Raw genomic sequence first — 15752 nt, 5'->3', positions numbered from 1 at the left:
TTCGCGGAGGGGAGTACCCGGCGGCCTGTGCACGCGCCCCGAACGAACCACCCAGAAGCATCCCGCAGCACAACGCAAGGTGGAGCACTGAGATGCGCGCCAGTCAACGGACTACACCGATTGCCTTCGCAGTCACAGCCATGGTCAGTGCAACCTTGCTGGTCGCAGCCCAACGCACGCACGCGGCCGATACCAACACTTTGCTGCCGACCCAGGACCCCTGCGGCACCTGCGACCGCCCGCTCGCGCAAGCCCCCACCGGTGCCGTTGCGCCGCAGAGCCTGCCCGCGCCCCCGCGCCCCGCCGGCTCGACGTTCAGGCTCAACGACCTGCGGCTCAACGGCGTCAAAGCGCTGAGCAACGAAGAGCTGCAGTCCATCACCGCCCCCTACATCGGCCGCGACGTCACCCTCGGCGACCTCGAAGAACTCGCGAAGGCCATCACTGCACGCTACAAGGAACGCGGCTACTTCCTCGCGCAGGCCGTGGTGCCCGTGCAGACCGTGCGCGACGGCGTCGTCGAGATCAGCGTGATCGAAGGCCGCCTCGGCAAGGTCGACGTCGTCGTCGCGCCCGATGCACCGATCAGCGAATCTCGCGTGCGCGGCTTCCTCGCGCCCCTGCAGCCCGGCGAGGCCGTGAGCGCGCCGGCCTATGAGCGCGCCATGCTGCTGCTGTCCGACCAGCCCGGCGTCAAGGTGTCCTCGGGCCTGCAGGAAGGCACGCAGCCCGGCACCACCGATCTTTCGGTCGAAGTGGCGGCCGCGCCGCGCTGGGCCTTCACGGCCGAAGCCGACAACCACGGCACCAAGGAGTCGGGCCGCTACCGCGTCGGCGGCACCGCGCGCTGGCTCAGCCCCTTCGGCATCGGCGACAACCTCGACATGCGACTGATGGTGTCCGACAGCAATGCGCTGCAGTTCGGCCGCATCGCCTACGAGGCGCCCATCGGCACCAGCGGGCTGCGCGCGGGCGTCGGGCTGTCGCGCGTCAACTACGAGCTGGGCGGCGAGTTCTCCGAGCTCGGCGCGCAGGGCCGCGCCGACGTGTTCGACCTCTCGCTCAGCTACCCGCTCATCCGCCAGCGCCAGCAGAACCTGTTCCTGCGCCTGGGCGCCGACATCAAGGACCTGACCGACGAGATCGGCGTGGCCGACGTGCGCGTGAAGAAGCGCGTGCGCGGCCTGGGCCTCGGCTGGACCTGGGAGCGGCGCGACGAAGTGCTGGGCGGCGGCTATTGGGCCAGCTCGGGCACGCTGTACCACGGCCGGTTGTCCATCGACGACCCGGCGACGCGGGAGGCCGACCAGGCCCTGGGCGGACGGCGCACCGAAGGCGGCTTCTCCAAGCTGAGCTTCCAGCTGTCCCGCCTGCAGGCCATCGTTCCCAGGCATTCGCTGTACCTGTCCGTCGGCGGCCAGTGGGCCAGCAGGAACCTCGATCCGTCGGAGAAGCTCGCGCTCGGCGGCGCACGCGCCGTGCGGGCCTACCCGTCGGGCGAGGTGCTGGTCGACCAGGGCGTGATCGGCACCGTCGAGTGGCGCTGGTCCTTCAACGAAGAGCTCACGCCCTTCCTGTTCTACGACGCCGCGCACGGCAAGCTCTCGCGCAGCCCCACGCCCTTCGACGGCAGCAACAGCCGCAGCCTGCGCGGCTACGGCGTCGGCGTGAGCTGGTCGCGGCCCGGCAACTTCTCGATCAACGCGACGCTGGCCTGGCGCGATGGCACGGCACCGGCGCAGACCGACGGCGGCGGGCGCAATCCGCGGCTGTACGTCCAGCTTCAAAAGGCGTTCTGACCATGACGCACCGCACACCCCCCTCGTTCCGGCTGCCGCTGCGGCCGCTGGCGCTCTCGCTGATCTGCGCAGGCGCGCTCCCCGCCATTGCCCAGACGCTGCCCACCGGCTTCCAGCCCATTGCCGGCAACGTCACGATGTCGCAGCTCGCGAACGTGATGACCATCAACCAGGGCCTTGCGCGCGGCATCGTCAACTGGACCGGCTTCTCCATCGGCGCGGGCGGCGTGGTGAACATCGCGCAGCCGGGCGCGTCGAGCGTGCTGCTCAACCGCGTGACGGGCAACGAGCTTTCCACCATCGCGGGCCAGCTCAACGCCAACGGGCGCATCGTGTTGGTCAACCCCAACGGCGTGCTGTTCAGCCAGGGCGCGGCGGTGAACGTGGGCGGCCTCATCGCTTCCACGCTGGCCATGACGACGAGCGACGCCGACTTCCTCAACGAAAACACCAGGCGGTTCACGTTCGAGCGCGCCGACGACAACGTCGCGACGGTGATCAACGCCGGACGCATCACCGCAACAGGCGGCGGCCCCGTGGTGCTGATGGGCGCGACGGTGGCCAACACCCGCGTGGGCGACGACGCCAACAGCGGCCGCATCACCGCCGACGGCGGCACCGTTGCGCTGGCGTCGGGCCGCAAGGTCACGCTCGACCTCGCGGGCGACGGGCTGACCAACATCGTCATTTCGACGGACACCATGGCCACCCATGCGAGCGTCGGCAACACCGGCACGCTGCAGGCCGACGGCGGCCGCGTGGCGCTCATGGGGCGGTCGGCCACCGTGGGCGAACTGGTCGTCAACCAGCGCGGCACGGTGCGTGCGCGCACGGTGGGCACGCGCAACGGCGAGATCTTCCTGGGCGGCGGCCAGGACAACGAGGTCCAGGTGACCGGCGGCACGCTCGACGCCACGGGCGCCGCGGCCGGCGAGCGCGGTGGCGACATCCGAATCACCGCCGGGAAGGTCACCCTGCAGGGGACGGGTGACGGCACCAAGGCGGTGGCCGATGCCAGCGGCGAGGCCGGCGGTGGCTCGGTCACGGTGCAGGGCTACGACGTGGCGCTGTCGGCCGGCTCGGTGCTGAGCGCCGATGCCAGGAGCGCGGGCGCGGGCGGCACGGTCAGCGTGGGCACGGCCGGCGGCACGGCCTTTCCGGGCGATGCGGAAAACCTCCTGCCGGTGCGCGAATCGCACCTGCAGGCCTTCGGTGAACTCACGGCACGCGGCGCCGGCAGCGGTGCGGGCGGCAACATCGCGACCTCGGGCGATTTCTTGCGCATCGACCCCGCGCGCGTGGACGCCGGCGGCGGCGCACAAGGCGGCGCCAACGGCCGCTGGACCGTGTCGACCAGCGCCGACCTGGGCGTGGACCAGACCCTGCCGGCCTACGACGGCGGCTACCCGCAGCTGTCTTCCAGCAATGTGAGCGCCGGCGCGGTGGGCGCCGCGCTGGGCCGGGGAACCGACGTCACGCTGGCCAGCACACGCACGGGCGACAACGCGGGCGTGACCTTCGGCACCGGCGCCCAGGTCGTGAAGAACGAAGGCGGCACCGCCACGTTGCGGGTCGACTCGGGCGGCGGCATCGCCATGGCCAGCGGCTCGGCCATCGACGCGCGCACCGGCGCGCTCAATGTCGACTTCAACGCCGACGCCAGCGGCGTGGTGGCCAAGAACGCCACGCAGGTGAACGCCGGCGGCGGCAACCCGAGCTACGAGCTCGACTACGGCGCCTCGATCGGCCTGACCGACGCCACCATCAACGCCAACGGCGGCAACATCCGCTTCTTCGGCCAGGGCGATGCCGTCAACGGGCGCGCCGTCGGCGGCTCGGTGTCGAACAGCGAGGACACCTGGCGCGACGGCATCGCGCTGAACGGCAGCACGCTGACCACCACCGGCAGCGGGCAGGTTTCGCTGCGCGGCCAGGGCCGCACCCGGGTCGACACGCAGGACAGCAGCACCAACTTCGTCTACCGGGCCACCGACGGCGTCACGCTGCAGGGCAGCGAGGTGCAGGCCGGCAGCGGCGGCGTCACCATCGACGGACTGGCCGCGCTCGGCGGCGGCGGTGTGCGGATCGGCAATGGTTCCAGCCTGGAGACGCCGGGCAACGTGTCGATCACGGGCCGCGGCGCGACCTGGACCGACAACACGCTGCCGGCCGGCTCGATCGGCACCACCACGGCCGTCGACATCGACAGCTCGTTCATCAACGCCGGCGGCGACGTGCGCATGGAGGGCACGGGCGCGAACCTCGAGGCGCTGAACAAGTACCTCGGCTTCGCGGCCAACGGCCGCACGGCGGGCGGCGGCAACGGCGTCGCGTTGTCGGGCGGCGTGACGGCGGGCGACGGCCGCCGCATCGACGTGGTGGGCAAGGCGGGCAGCGCGGGCTTCACCGCCGCGCTGGACGGCGGCGGCGGCATCGTCACTACGCCCACCGGCGAGTCGATCTACGGCGTGGCGGTGAGCGCCGACGCGTCGCAGCCCAACCCGCTGCGCACGGCGGGCGGCACCATCGCCATCGACGGGCAGGGCACCGACGTCGCGCTGCGCATGAACACCTTCGGCTCGGGCCTGAGTGCGCCCGTGGGCGCGATGCTGTCCGTGGCCAGCAGCGGCGGCCGGGGCGGCAGCATCTCGATCAGCGGGCGCAACGTGCTCGTCGATGGCTCGCAGAACTTCGACGGCACGCCGCTGGTCGCGCGCCTCGACGCCAGCGGCGCCACGGGCGGCGGCAGCATCGACATCGCGGCCACCAACGTCATCGCGCTCGGCACGAACACCGCCCTGGACGCCAGCGGCACCTCGGCATCGGGCAACGGCGGCAGCGTGAAGGTGGTGGCGGGCGACACGCTGCGTGCGCATGGCAGCCTGTCGGCGCGCGGCGGTGCGGGCACGGGCAACGGCGGCATGGTGGAAACCTCCGCGCCGCACTTCGACCTGTCGGGTGTGCAGGTGGATGCTTCGACGGCGGGCGGCACGGCGGGCACGTGGCTGATCGACCCGTTCGACGTCACCATCAACCATGGCACGGCGGCGGGTTCGCTGCCCACCAACCCCTTCGACCCGCTGGCCACGTCGGTGGTGCTGGACGGCGACATCAACAATGTGCTGAACGGCAACACCAGCGTGATCATCACCACCGGCACGGGCGGTCCGCCCGGCGCCGGCACCATCACGCTGGGCACCGGCGTGCTGATCGACCGCAACACCGGCGCCACGCCCGTTACCTTCCGGCTCGACGCGGCCGCGAACATCAACAGCTTCGATGCGGCGACGGTGATCCGGTCCGACCGCTCGGTGGCCGGCGTGGGCGCGCTCAACGTGGAGTTCAACGCGGGGCTGGGCGTCAACGGCGGCAGCATCTTCTTCACCGGTGCCATCAACACCAACGGCGGCAACGTCTCGATGACCGCGAACGCCTTGAACAGCGGCTCCGTCATCTCGCTGAACAACGCGACCATCGACACGCGCACCGCGCTGCTCGACGCGGGCACCGGGGGCGCGGTGTCCATCGACGGGCGTTCGACCGCGACCGGCGCCACCTTCTCGGGGCCGGTGGTGAATATCGGCAATTCCAGCATCAACACGGCCACGGGCAACGTGTCGATCGCGGGGCGCGGGCTGGTCGACACGGGCGTGGCGATCAGCGGGACGACGGCGACCCATGGCGTGTTCACCACCGGCGGGCGCATCGGCATCGTGGGCGTGGGCAGCGCGGGCTTCTCCAGCTTCGCGCCGCTGGCGGGTTATGGCGTGCTCATCAACGGGGCCACGGTGCGCAGCGTGGACGGCGACATCCAGGTCGACGGGCTGGTGCGCACCGGCGGCAACACCGCGCTGGGCAGCGGCGTGCGCATCGGTGCCGGCAGCCTCGTGACCTCGCTGGGCAACGGCAACATCACGGTGACGGGCGAATCGCAGGCCGACGGTGCCGGCGTCACCATTTCACCCATACCGCCGTTGAGCACCTTCGCACAGCCCGGAGGGCGCATCGACAGCAACAACAACGTGGTGCTGCGCGCCGCCAACGACGGCTCGACCGACGCGCTGGTGATCGGCGGCACGGTGCGCGCGGCCAATGTGCTGAACCTGCGTCCTGGCGGCGTGGACACGGCGGGCAACGCCAGCGACCGCACGGGCAACCCGATCACGCTGGGCGGCACCGCGGCCACCGGCTTCGCGGTGTCGGCCGACGAGTTCACGCGCCTGAGCGCGGGCACCATCGTGGCGGGCAGCAACGCGCACGCGGCGGGCATCACCGTGGTGGCGCCGCTCGCCGTGTCGTCGCCGCTGACCCTGCAGAACGGCGGTGGCGGCAACATCCAGCTCAATGGCGCGGTGAGCACGCCGCAGCTCGGCCTGGTGAGCGCGGGCGACATCCGGCAGGCGGCGGGCGCGGCCATCACCGCGGGCACGCTGCTCGCGCGTTCCAGCGGCGGCAGCGTGGTGCTCGACGACCCGGGCAACCGCGTGGGCACGGTCGGCGGCGGCGCGGCGGGGCGCTTCGCCTACGTCGATGCCGATGCGCTCACGCTCGGCGCGGTGTCGGTCACCGGCTTCGATGCGGCGGGCAACCTGCCGCAGACACTGTCGGCGACCTCGATGGCGGCCGACACGGTGTTCGTGCGCACGCTCGCCGGCGACCTCACGCTCGCTGCGCCCGTGACCAGCGCCAACGGCACCGACCTCGTGGCGGCCGCGCGCTTCCAGAACCCGGGCGGCAACGGCATCGGCGGCGCCAGCTGGCGCGTGTGGGCCGACACCTGGGTGGGCGAAACCCGCGGCGGCCTGGCGGGCTCGGCACCGCTGCCGAACTTCTATCACTGCGCCTACCTGGGCCTGTGCACGGTGACCGTGCCGGCCACGGGCAACCACTTCATCTACGCGCAGCAGCCGCTGGCCACCGTGACCATCGGCAATGCGCAGCGCGCCGGTGGCCTGCCCAACCCGCCGTTCGTCTACAGCATCTCCGGGCTGATCCTGGGCGACACCGGCGCGGGCATCTTCGGCGTGCCGGGTTCGCCGGCCACGCGCTCCAGCCCGCCGGGCTTCTATCCCATCGACGGCAGCTTCACCTCGGCCGAGGGCTACGCGGTGCGCGTGGTGCCGGGGCAGCTGCAGGTCAGCGGCTTCGTGTCGCTGCCCAGCGTGGACGTGGTGCGCGACCAGCCCACCACATGGCTGTACGACCGCAACATCGGGCAGGCGCCGATCTGCCTGGCGACCGGGCCGCTCGATGGCGACCGCGCGCAGCAGGGCGCGGACGTGCTGGCGCGCGAATGGTCGCGCGTGCGCTCTCGGCCCAACCTGCTGAGCTGCGTGGACACCGAGAAGCGCAACGGCTGCGCGGACTTCTGAACGAAGCCGCTCAGACGCCGCGTGCGCGGCGGTTGGACATCACGACGTTGTCCTTCGGGATCGCCTGGCCTTCCTGCATCGCAGCGATCCATGCCGCGGTTGTGGTCACGGCCGCGAAGTTGCTGTGGAACACCACACTGAAGACGCGATGGATCTCCTCGGTCGTGACCTTGCCCGCGGCGTTCTCGTACGGCAGCGCGCCGCTGGCGTCGGACAGGAATTCCACGTTCAGGCCGCGGTGCATGGCCTCGTACACGGTGGAGGCATCGCAGTTCTGCGTCATGTAGCCGGCCACGCTCAGCGTATCGATCTCGTGGCGCGCGAGCCAGTCGGCGAAGTCGGTGCCGGTGAACACGCTCGGGAAGCTCTTGGTCACGAGGTGGTCGCGCGGCCGCTTCGCGATCTCGGGGTGCAGCTGGCCGTTGTGGGTGTCGGCCTGGAACACCGGCGCGCCCTTGGGTGCATGGTGGCGCACCACGACGACGGGTGCGCCGGCGGCGCGTGCCGCGTCCATGGCCTTCGTCACGTTCGGCAGCGTGTCTTCGATGGGCGGGTACTCGATCGGCAGGCCGCCGCCTTCGAAGTATTCGTTCTGCACGTCGATCACGACGAGGGCGCGGCGCGGGGCGGTGTTGCTGCTCATGAAAGGCTCCTTCTCTTGTGTGGTTCGGATGGCCTGATTCTTCGCGGTTGCGCTGTCTCGAGAAAGTGGCCCGAAAGCCATTCATCGATAAGATCGGGCCATGCGCCAACCAGCCACCGAAACCATTGCCGTCGTCGCCTTCGACGGCATCAGCCCCTTTCACCTGTCCGTGCCGTGCATGGTCTTCGGCGAAGACCGCACGGATACCGGCGCGCCGCGTTTCCGCCTGCGGGTGTGCGCGCCGGAGCCCGGCCCGCTGCAGACCAACGCGGGCTTCACGCTAGGGGTGCAACACGGGCTGGAGGCCATCCGCCGCGCGCACATCGTGGTGGTGCCTTCATGGCGTGACGACGGCAGCGCGGCGCCGCCCGCGTTGATCCGCGCGCTGCAGGCGGCGCAGCGGCGCGGCGCCACCGTGGTCGGCCTGTGCCTGGGCGCCTTCGTGCTGGCCGAGGCGGGCTTGCTCGACGGCCGGCCCGCCACCACGCACTGGAAGCTGGCTGCGGCCTTCGCGAACCAGTACCCGCAGGTGCGGCTGCAGCCCGAGGTGCTGTACGTGGACGACGGCAGCGTGCTCACCTCCGCCGGCACGGCCGCGGGCATCGACTGCTGCCTGCACCTGCTGCGTGTGCGCTACGGCGCCGAGACGGCCAACCGCGCCGCGCGGCGCATGGTGGTTGCGCCGCACCGGCAGGGCGGGCAGGCGCAGTACATCGAGCAGCCCGTGCCCGCCGCGGCTGAGCGCGATCGCCTTGCGCCACTGCTGGAGTGGCTGGGCAAGCACCTCGATGCGTCGCATGAACTGGACGACCTCGCGCGGCGCGCGCTCATGAGCCGACGCAATTTCACGCGGCGCTTTCGCGAATCCACCGGCACGACCGTGGGCCAGTGGGTGCAGAACCAGCGCCTCGCGCTGGCGCAGCGGCTGCTGGAGACCACGGACCATCCGGTCGAGCGCGTGGCGACCGGCGCCGGCTTTGGTTCGGCGGTGTCGCTGCGCAAGCATTTCACCACCGCGTTCAAGGTGTCGCCGACGGCGTATCGCCGGCAGTTCTCGCGGGCCGAGACAACGGCCTGAGCCTTCACTGATTGCCGCCCAGCGCTTCAGTCGGCCGCCGGCGGCAGGGCCGCGCGCGCGGCCAGCCGCAGGTAGCGCGCCTGCGTGCCTTCGGCCAGCGCGCCGCGCTGCTCCAGCAGCAGCACGCAGCGCAGCGCCAGGTCGAAGGAGCGGAAGCACCAGTGCGCCAGCATGGCCAGCTGCTTGAGCTGTGCGTCGCTCATGGCGTCGGGCCGGGTGATGTCGCGCACGTAGACCAGGTCGGCTTCGAGCAGCTGGCGCAGCGGCTGGCACGGATCGCCGTTGACCACGCACGGCGCCACCGGCCAGTGCTTGAGTTCGGCCAGGCAATGCGGCAGGAAGCCCTGGCGGCGCAGCTCGAGGTCGATGTCGCCGATCGATGCCTGCCCCTGGTAGAGCGGCACGAACGACACCTCGGTCTGCACCGCGACGGCCTGCGCCAGCCTGGCCGTGCCCGCGCGCAGCACCGCCAGCTCGCTGCCCTGCGCATCGATCTTCAGGAAGTCGAGGTGCTCGACTTCTTCCATGTCGTCGAGCCGGCGCGTCTGCACCGCGACGCGCGCCACCACCTGGGCCATCGGCCGCAGCAGGTCGAACAGCGCGAGCGCGGCCGGGTCGGGTTCGAGCAGGCTGGTCATGCCGGGGGCGGCGCACACCTGGAGCGTGTGCGCCCGGCCATCGCCCACGGCCCACGGGAAGTAGCGCTCCAGCGTGCCCCGCCGCTGCCGCAGTGCGCGCAGCGCGTCGGGCTGCGGCTCGAAGCCGGTCACGCGGCACTGGCCGGCCGCCAGCATCGCGCGGTAGGGCGGCTCGCCGTCGATCGGGTTCGCGCCGACGTCGATCACCTCGGTGGTGCGATCGAGCGCAAGCAGCCTGGCCAGTGCTTCGTCGTTCATGCCGGGGGCCCGCCGCGCGCCGCCAGCGCCTGCCCGAAATGGCCCGTGTAGGTGCGAAGGCCCTGGTGCGACAGGTTCGAACGCGCATCGATCCAGACCTTGCCGCCGATCGACTGCCAGCGGCGGCAGAAGGCGAAGTCCTCGGCCAGGTAGGCGCCGTTGCCGGGCTCGGCGAGCACGTCGAAAAAGCGGTAGTGGAACGCGGCGCGCGCGCGGTCGGCCGGGTCGGCGTGGCGGTCGGGCGCATAGCGCAGCTGGGGAAAGGCGGTGGCCATGCGCTCGAACACGCTGCGCGCGATCAGCATGAAGCCGGTGGGCGCGTCGAGCATCTCGGCGAAGCCGTCCGCATCGATGGCCAGCCGGGGCCCCGCGGCATTCGCGGCGAAGCGGGCATGGCGTGCCTCGAAGTCCTGCCGCGTGCTGCCGGCCGGCAGCGGCGCGTCGAGCCCGGCCTCGGGCCAGCCGTCGGTCTTGTGCGGATAGATGCCGGCCACCACGTCGCGGTCCGCCAGCAGCAGCCGCAGGGCCGCCTCGGGTTCGAAGCCGATGTCGGCGTCGATCCAGAACAGGTGCGTCCAGCGCGCATCGGCCATGAACTCGGCCACCAGCCGGTTGCGTGCGCGCGTGATGAGGCTGTCGCCGTCGAGAAAGCGCGTCTGCATCGCGAAGCCGTGCGTCCAGGCCAGATTGACCAGGCCGAGCAGGCTGCGCACGTAGTTGCTGCTCATGGTGCCCGCGTGGCTGGGCGTCGCGACGAAGGGGCGGATGTCTTTCAGGGCGGCGAGTTCGAGCATCGGCAGGTTTCCTTGGTGGTCAGTTCGCGTGCACGTGCCGCCGCGTGGTCAGCAGCGCGCGCAGCTTGGCCGGCGCAACCGGCTTGGTCAGCAGCATCACGCCGCCCTGGCGCAGTCGCTGCAGCACCTCGGGCCCGGTGGCGCCCGACACCAGCACCGCGAGCGCGTCGGGCTGCAGGCGCCTGGCGGCGTCGATCACGTCCACGCCGTCCCCATCGCCGGCCAGCTGCAGGTCGCACAGCACGGCGTCGTAGCGGATGTCGCCGGTGCCCAGCCGCGCGATGGCCTCGGCGCCGGTGTTCACGCATTCGACCTCGCAGCCCCATTGCGCCAGCAGCGCGCGGCTGCCGTCGAGGATGGCGGGGTCGTCGTCCACCACCAGGCAGCGCAGGCCGGCCAGGGGCGCGGGGGCCGGCGGTGGCGCGTCGGGCGGCGTCACGTCGGCCAGGCGCGCGGCGGGCAGGGTGAAGGCGAAGGTGCTGCCCGCCTGCAGCGCGGAGCGCACCGTGATGCGCGTGCCCAGCAGCGTGGCGATGCGCGCGCAGATGGCCAGCCCCAGCCCGAAGCCGCGGCGCCGGTCGCGCTCGGTGTTGGCCACCTGGTAGAACTCTTCGAAGATGCGGCCCTGGTGGATCGGCGCAATGCCCACGCCGTTGTCGCGCACCTCGATGCGCACGCCGGCCGTGCCGCGCCGCGCGGCCACCAGCACCGTGCCGCCCTCGGGCGCATGGCGCAGCGCGTTGGCCACGAGGTTGCCGACGATGCGCTGCAGCATCGCCGCGTCGGTGCGAACGGCCAGGCCGCGGCCGCTCCAGCGCAGCCGCACGCGCGCCTCGAAGGCGGTGGCGGCATGCTGCGCATCGAGCTGGTCGAACAGCGCGGACAGCGCCACATTGGTGATCGCCGGTGTCAGCACCTGCGCATCGAGCCGCGAGATTTCGAGCAGGTCGTCGAGCAGCACGCCCATGAACTCCGTGCTCTCCTGGAGCCGCAGCACGGCCGGGCGCTGCGCGGGCGAGGCACCGGGCAGCAGGCCGTCGATGAACAGGCCCATGGCATGCAGCGGCTGGCGCAGGTCGTGGCTCGCGGCCGCGAGGAAGCGCGCGCGCGACAGCGCGGCCTGCTCGGCCTCGGCCATGCGCTGCAGCGCGACGGCGGTGGCCTCGCGCACGCGCTCCTCGCTGAGCTGGCGGTTGCTCTGCAGACGCTCGGCCAGCCGGTCGATGTCGTGCGCGAGCACCGCGAGCTCGTGCGTGCCGCGCGTGCCGCCCTCGACCACGTCGCAGCGCACTTCGAAATGCCCCGCCTCCAGCGCGGCGACCGTGCGCGACACGCGCCGCAGCGGCCGCGCCACCGTGCGCGCCATGTGCCGCACCGAGGCCCATGCCGCCACCAGTGCGACGAGCGCGATGCCGATGCCCGCGAACAGCGAGCGGCTGCGCTCGCGCGTGTAGGCGGTGGTGTCGCGGAAGGTCTGCACCAGGCCGATGGGCGTGTCGCCCGCCGCGGTGGAGCCGGCGGGCGCGAAGGCGCTGGCGCGCGAGGCTTCGCGCAGCGTGACCGGCGCGGTGAACATGCGCAGCTGCGCCAGCGGCGGCGTCTTGGGCCCGGCCGTGACGTAGACGCCCGCGCTGTTGCTGATTTCCACGCGCGTCACCTGGCCGCCGCGCAGCGCGGCATTGGCCACGTTCTGCAGCGCCGGCAGGTCGCCGGCATAGAGGCTCAGGTCGGACATGGCCGCCACCTGCCGCGCCACGGCCTGGCCTTCGGCATCGAAGGCGGCTTCGAGGGTCTGCAGCCGGTTGTGCGTGAACCAGCCGGTGAGCGCCAGCGCCACCGCCGCGCACGGCACCACGCCCAGGCGGAACAGGTCGCGCTGCAGGTTGCCGCGCACGACCAGGGTGTGGGGAGACTGGAGCGGCGGCGGTGTTGGGGACGACACCGGTGCGCCGGCCCCGTCTGTCCCCGCGGGCGCCACCGGACCATGGGTAGACGGTACGGTGCTCATCGGAGGGGCGCGAGCCGATCGGCCAGTTCCCGTTCCTCCGGCAGTCGCAGGCCGAGTCCGCGTGCCACGTTGGCGTTGACGCGCACGGTGGCAGGCGTTGCCGCTTCCACCAGCGGCAGGCCGCTGCCGCTCGCACCCGCCACCTTCTGGCCGAGCAGCCGCGCCTGCTGTGCGAGCTGCGACGGCGTCGAGACCGCCGCAGCCAGGCCGCCCGAGCGCACCAGCCCTTCGCTGGCGCCGAACACCGGCAGGCCCGCGCCCGCGCCGGCGCGCAGCACCGAGAGCGTGGCCGCCTGGCTGTCGCCGATCAGGTCCGGCAGCACCATCAGCGCGTCGCTCTGCGGCACCACGAGGCGCAATGCGGCGGCGAGCGACCTGGCGTCGGGCGCGTATTCCACGCGCAGCTCCCAGGCCGGGTTCGCGCCCTGTGCCGCGCGCTGCAGCTCGCGCACCAGCGGCTCCGATTCGGGCGTGGCGACCACGCCCACACGGTGCTTCTGCGGCAGCACCGCGTTGATCAGCGCGAGCTGGTCGGCCATGGCCGGGTCGCGCAGCAGCACGCCCACGCGCCGGTCGCCGCGCCGCAGGGCGGGGCTGGCGGCCTTCAGGGTTTCGTACTCGAGCCGGCTCAGCATCGCCAGCACCAGCGGCTCCTGGCCCGGCCGCTCGACGGCGGCGCGCGCGGCGGCGGGGCCGACAGCCATGGTGAGCGGAGCATCGGAGGCGGTGCGCAGGCTGCGCGTGCGCACGCCGGAGTTGGCAGCGCGCTCGGCGTCCGCGGCTTCCGTCGACGCTTGCGGATCGGCGCCGCCCGGCGCGAGGCGCACCAGCTCGAACCTGCCGCCCGGCTCCTGGTCCGCGCGCAGCCGCTGCACGAATTCGGAAGAGGCCGCAACGTCGTCCCCCATCAGCACCGTGAGGCTGGCCGCCGCGGCGCTGCCGCTGGCGCCCCAGGCCAAGCCCGCGGCCAGTGCGGCACCGGCCGCGCGGCGCAACCTTCCGGAGAAGGGCGAGAACAAGGATTTCACGGCAACAAACATGGACTGCTTCCGCAGCAAGGGAGCGATGGTCCAATGTAAGGACGGCCCCCGCTTCGCGCGATAAGGCAGAGGGCTTATGTCAGCGCCGGCAGGGCCTGCCCGTGCGACGAAATCCCCACCATTGCAGCCGCTCGGCCTATGTCCGACGGACTACCTATGCACCTACCATTTGCGCGGCGGCCGCGCGCTGCGCTTGAATGGCCTGCCGCAGCACGCGCGGCGACACCGGCTTGTAGAGCACCGCGATGCCTGCACTCGCCACTTCGCGCAGCCGGTCGGGCTTGGTCTCGCCGGTGACGAGAAGGCGCGCGGTGCCGGCGCCGATGCCGCGCGGATGGCGCTCGAGCGCGCCGATCACGTCGAGCCCGTTGTCGCCGCCCTGCAGCAGCAGGTCGCTGATCACCATGTCGGGCGGCTGCGCCCAGGTGTCGGCGAGTGCCAGCGCCTCGGCGCGGGTCTGCGCGGGCAGCACTTCGGCGCCCCAGTTCGAGAGCACCACCGTCAGGCCTTCGAGGATGGTGCGTTCGTCGTCGATCACGAGGATGCGCACGTTGGCCAGGCTCTCTTCTTCCTCGATGGCGGCGACGCCGGGCGACGCCGCCGGTCCCGGCAACGCGGGTGGCGCCGAACGCACCGGCACCCGCACGCAGGTGCCCTTGTGCAGTTTCGAGCTCAGTTCCACGCGGGTGTTGAGCAGCTCCGCCAGCCGCTGCACCGTCGCCAGGCCCAGTCCCATGCCGCGCGCGCCGCGCGCCGCCTGGCGCCCGGTGGGCTCCACCTGGTAGAACTCCTCGAACACCCGCGGCTGGTGATGCGTGGCGATGCCCACGCCGGTGTCGACCACGTCGATGCGCACGCTCCGGCCGCGCCGCCGCGCGCCGATCAGCACGCCGCCCTCGATGGTGTGGCGCAGCGAGTTCGACACCAGGTTGTTCAGGATGCGCGAGAGCATCACGTAGTCGCAGCGCACCCACAGGTCGGTCTTGCGCGCCACCAGCCGCAGGCCCTGCTGCTCGGCCACCGGGCGGAAGTTGCGGCTGATTTCCTCGAACAGCCGGTCGAGCGGGAAGTCGATCCACTGCGGCTGCAGCACGCCGGCGTCGAGCTGCGACAGGTTCAGCAGCTCGGAGAACAGCCGGTCCAGCGAATCGACGCACTCGCGGATGTGGCCGATGCGCTGCAGCTTCACCGGGTCGGTCTCGCCGTTGGCCAGCCCGTCGGAAAACAGCGTGAGCGCGTGCAGCGGCTGGCGCAGGTCGTGGCTGGCGGCGGCCAGCAGGCGGGTCTTGGCCTGGCTCGCCACCTCGAGCTGCTGGTTCTTGCGCGCCAGTTCGGCCGTGGCCTCGTTGATGCGGCTTTGCAGCAGCCGGTGGCTTTCGGCGAGCGCACGCGCGGCCTGGTTGAAGCCGTGCTGCAGGTGGCGCACCTCGGACGTGCCCTCGACGGCCACGCTCGCGTCCTCGCCCGCGCCGAGGCGGTCGACCGCATCGCCGAGCGCGCGGATCGGCTCGCTGATGCGGCGCGCCGCCCACCAGCCCGCCAGGCCCACGCCGGCCAGGCTGATCGCCAGCACCAGCCCCACGTTGAACCAGACCGAGCGCCGTGCGCTCTGCACCGCGGCCAGGCTCATCTCGACCATCACCTGGCCGCTGTGGCGGCCGTCGTCGCCCACGATGGGCACCACCACCTGCAGGCCGTCGCCGCGGGCGCGGTCGATGGTTTCGGAATTGGCCACGATCTCGCCGTCCTCCGTCCAGATCTGCACCTGCTGCACGTTGGGCTGGTAGGTGCCCGACTGGGCGGTGCGCGCCAGCGCGCGGCGGTCCATGCGCGCCAGCGGCGCCTGCGCCACCGTGGCCACCTGCAGGGCCACCGTCTGCGCATTGGCGCGCATCAGCTCGGTGAGGTTGCTCAGGTGCTGCCGCGTCAATACGGTGATTGCCGCGAGCGTGGCCAGCGTTGCCGGCACCAGCGCCAGCAGGATCAGCTGCTGGGCGAAGGTCAGGCGGGCCAGGCCGCGCAGGACGCGGAAGTTCCAGTTCATGAGGGCATCGCAAGCATGGGCGCCGAGCTTAGAGGGGCAATCCGGAACTGGGAAGACAGGAAAACATCACGAAACTTG

The 15752-nt window shown here is 72.0% G+C and carries 9 protein-coding genes; 3 read left to right on the top strand and 6 right to left on the bottom strand.

The annotated features are described in order from the left end of the window. The first annotated feature begins 140 nt into the window (after nucleotides 1-140). Entirely contained in the window at nucleotides 141-1799 is a 1659-nt protein-coding gene (locus ASC92_RS11365; protein ID WP_235505794.1) for a ShlB/FhaC/HecB family hemolysin secretion/activation protein, read from the top strand. Nucleotides 1800-1801: 2 nt separating this feature from the next. After that, the gene (locus ASC92_RS11360) at nucleotides 1802-7171 is read left to right on the top strand and encodes a filamentous hemagglutinin N-terminal domain-containing protein (protein WP_056514892.1); all 5370 of its coding nucleotides are present in this window, start codon (nucleotides 1802-1804) and stop codon (nucleotides 7169-7171) included. Nucleotides 7172-7181: 10 nt separating this feature from the next. Here the strand turns inward: ASC92_RS11360 and ASC92_RS11355 are convergent, their stop codons facing one another. Beyond that, nucleotides 7182-7814, bottom strand: coding sequence for an isochorismatase family protein (locus tag ASC92_RS11355; protein WP_056514889.1), 633 nt, complete (start codon nucleotides 7812-7814; stop codon nucleotides 7182-7184). A gap of 100 nt (nucleotides 7815-7914) precedes the next feature. Here ASC92_RS11355 and ASC92_RS11350 point away from each other — a divergent pair, with 100 nt between their 5' ends. Continuing rightward, nucleotides 7915-8892: a GlxA family transcriptional regulator gene (locus tag ASC92_RS11350; protein WP_056514886.1), complete on the top strand. Its 978-nt coding sequence runs from the start codon at nucleotides 7915-7917 to the stop codon at nucleotides 8890-8892. Nucleotides 8893-8918: 26 nt separating this feature from the next. On the opposite strand, the gene ASC92_RS11345 is transcribed toward ASC92_RS11350, so the two are convergent. The 5 genes from ASC92_RS11345 to ASC92_RS11325 all read right to left on the bottom strand — a co-directional run bounded on the left by ASC92_RS11345 (nucleotide 8919) and on the right by ASC92_RS11325 (nucleotide 15674). Next, complete coding sequence (locus tag ASC92_RS11345) at nucleotides 8919-9788, bottom strand: FkbM family methyltransferase (protein WP_056514884.1); 870 nt, start codon at nucleotides 9786-9788, stop codon at nucleotides 8919-8921. Beyond that, nucleotides 9785-10582 carry a hypothetical protein gene (locus ASC92_RS11340; RefSeq protein ID WP_056514880.1) on the bottom strand — a complete coding sequence of 266 codons (798 nt, stop codon included), beginning with the start codon at nucleotides 10580-10582 and terminating at the stop codon, nucleotides 9785-9787. The genes ASC92_RS11345 and ASC92_RS11340 overlap by 4 nt, the downstream gene beginning before the upstream one ends. A gap of 19 nt (nucleotides 10583-10601) precedes the next feature. Next, nucleotides 10602-12590 carry an ATP-binding protein gene (locus ASC92_RS11335; RefSeq protein ID WP_056514878.1) on the bottom strand — a complete coding sequence of 663 codons (1989 nt, stop codon included), beginning with the start codon at nucleotides 12588-12590 and terminating at the stop codon, nucleotides 10602-10604. Beyond that, on the bottom strand, nucleotides 12587-13618 hold the full coding sequence (locus ASC92_RS11330) for an ABC transporter substrate binding protein (protein ID WP_235505793.1): 1032 nt from the start codon (nucleotides 13616-13618) through the stop codon (nucleotides 12587-12589). Before ASC92_RS11330 ends, ASC92_RS11335 begins: the two co-directional genes overlap by 4 nt. Nucleotides 13619-13784: 166 nt before the next feature. Further along, nucleotides 13785-15674, bottom strand: coding sequence for a hybrid sensor histidine kinase/response regulator (locus tag ASC92_RS11325; RefSeq protein WP_056514875.1), 1890 nt, complete (start codon nucleotides 15672-15674; stop codon nucleotides 13785-13787). Nucleotides 15675-15752: the final 78 nt, after the last annotated feature.

It is taken from the genome of Variovorax sp. Root411, assembly GCF_001425205.1.
Taxonomy (GTDB): domain Bacteria; phylum Pseudomonadota; class Gammaproteobacteria; order Burkholderiales; family Burkholderiaceae_C; genus Variovorax.
The sequence above is the reverse complement of the archived record's forward strand: the minus strand, read 5'-3'. Positions and strand labels throughout refer to the sequence as shown.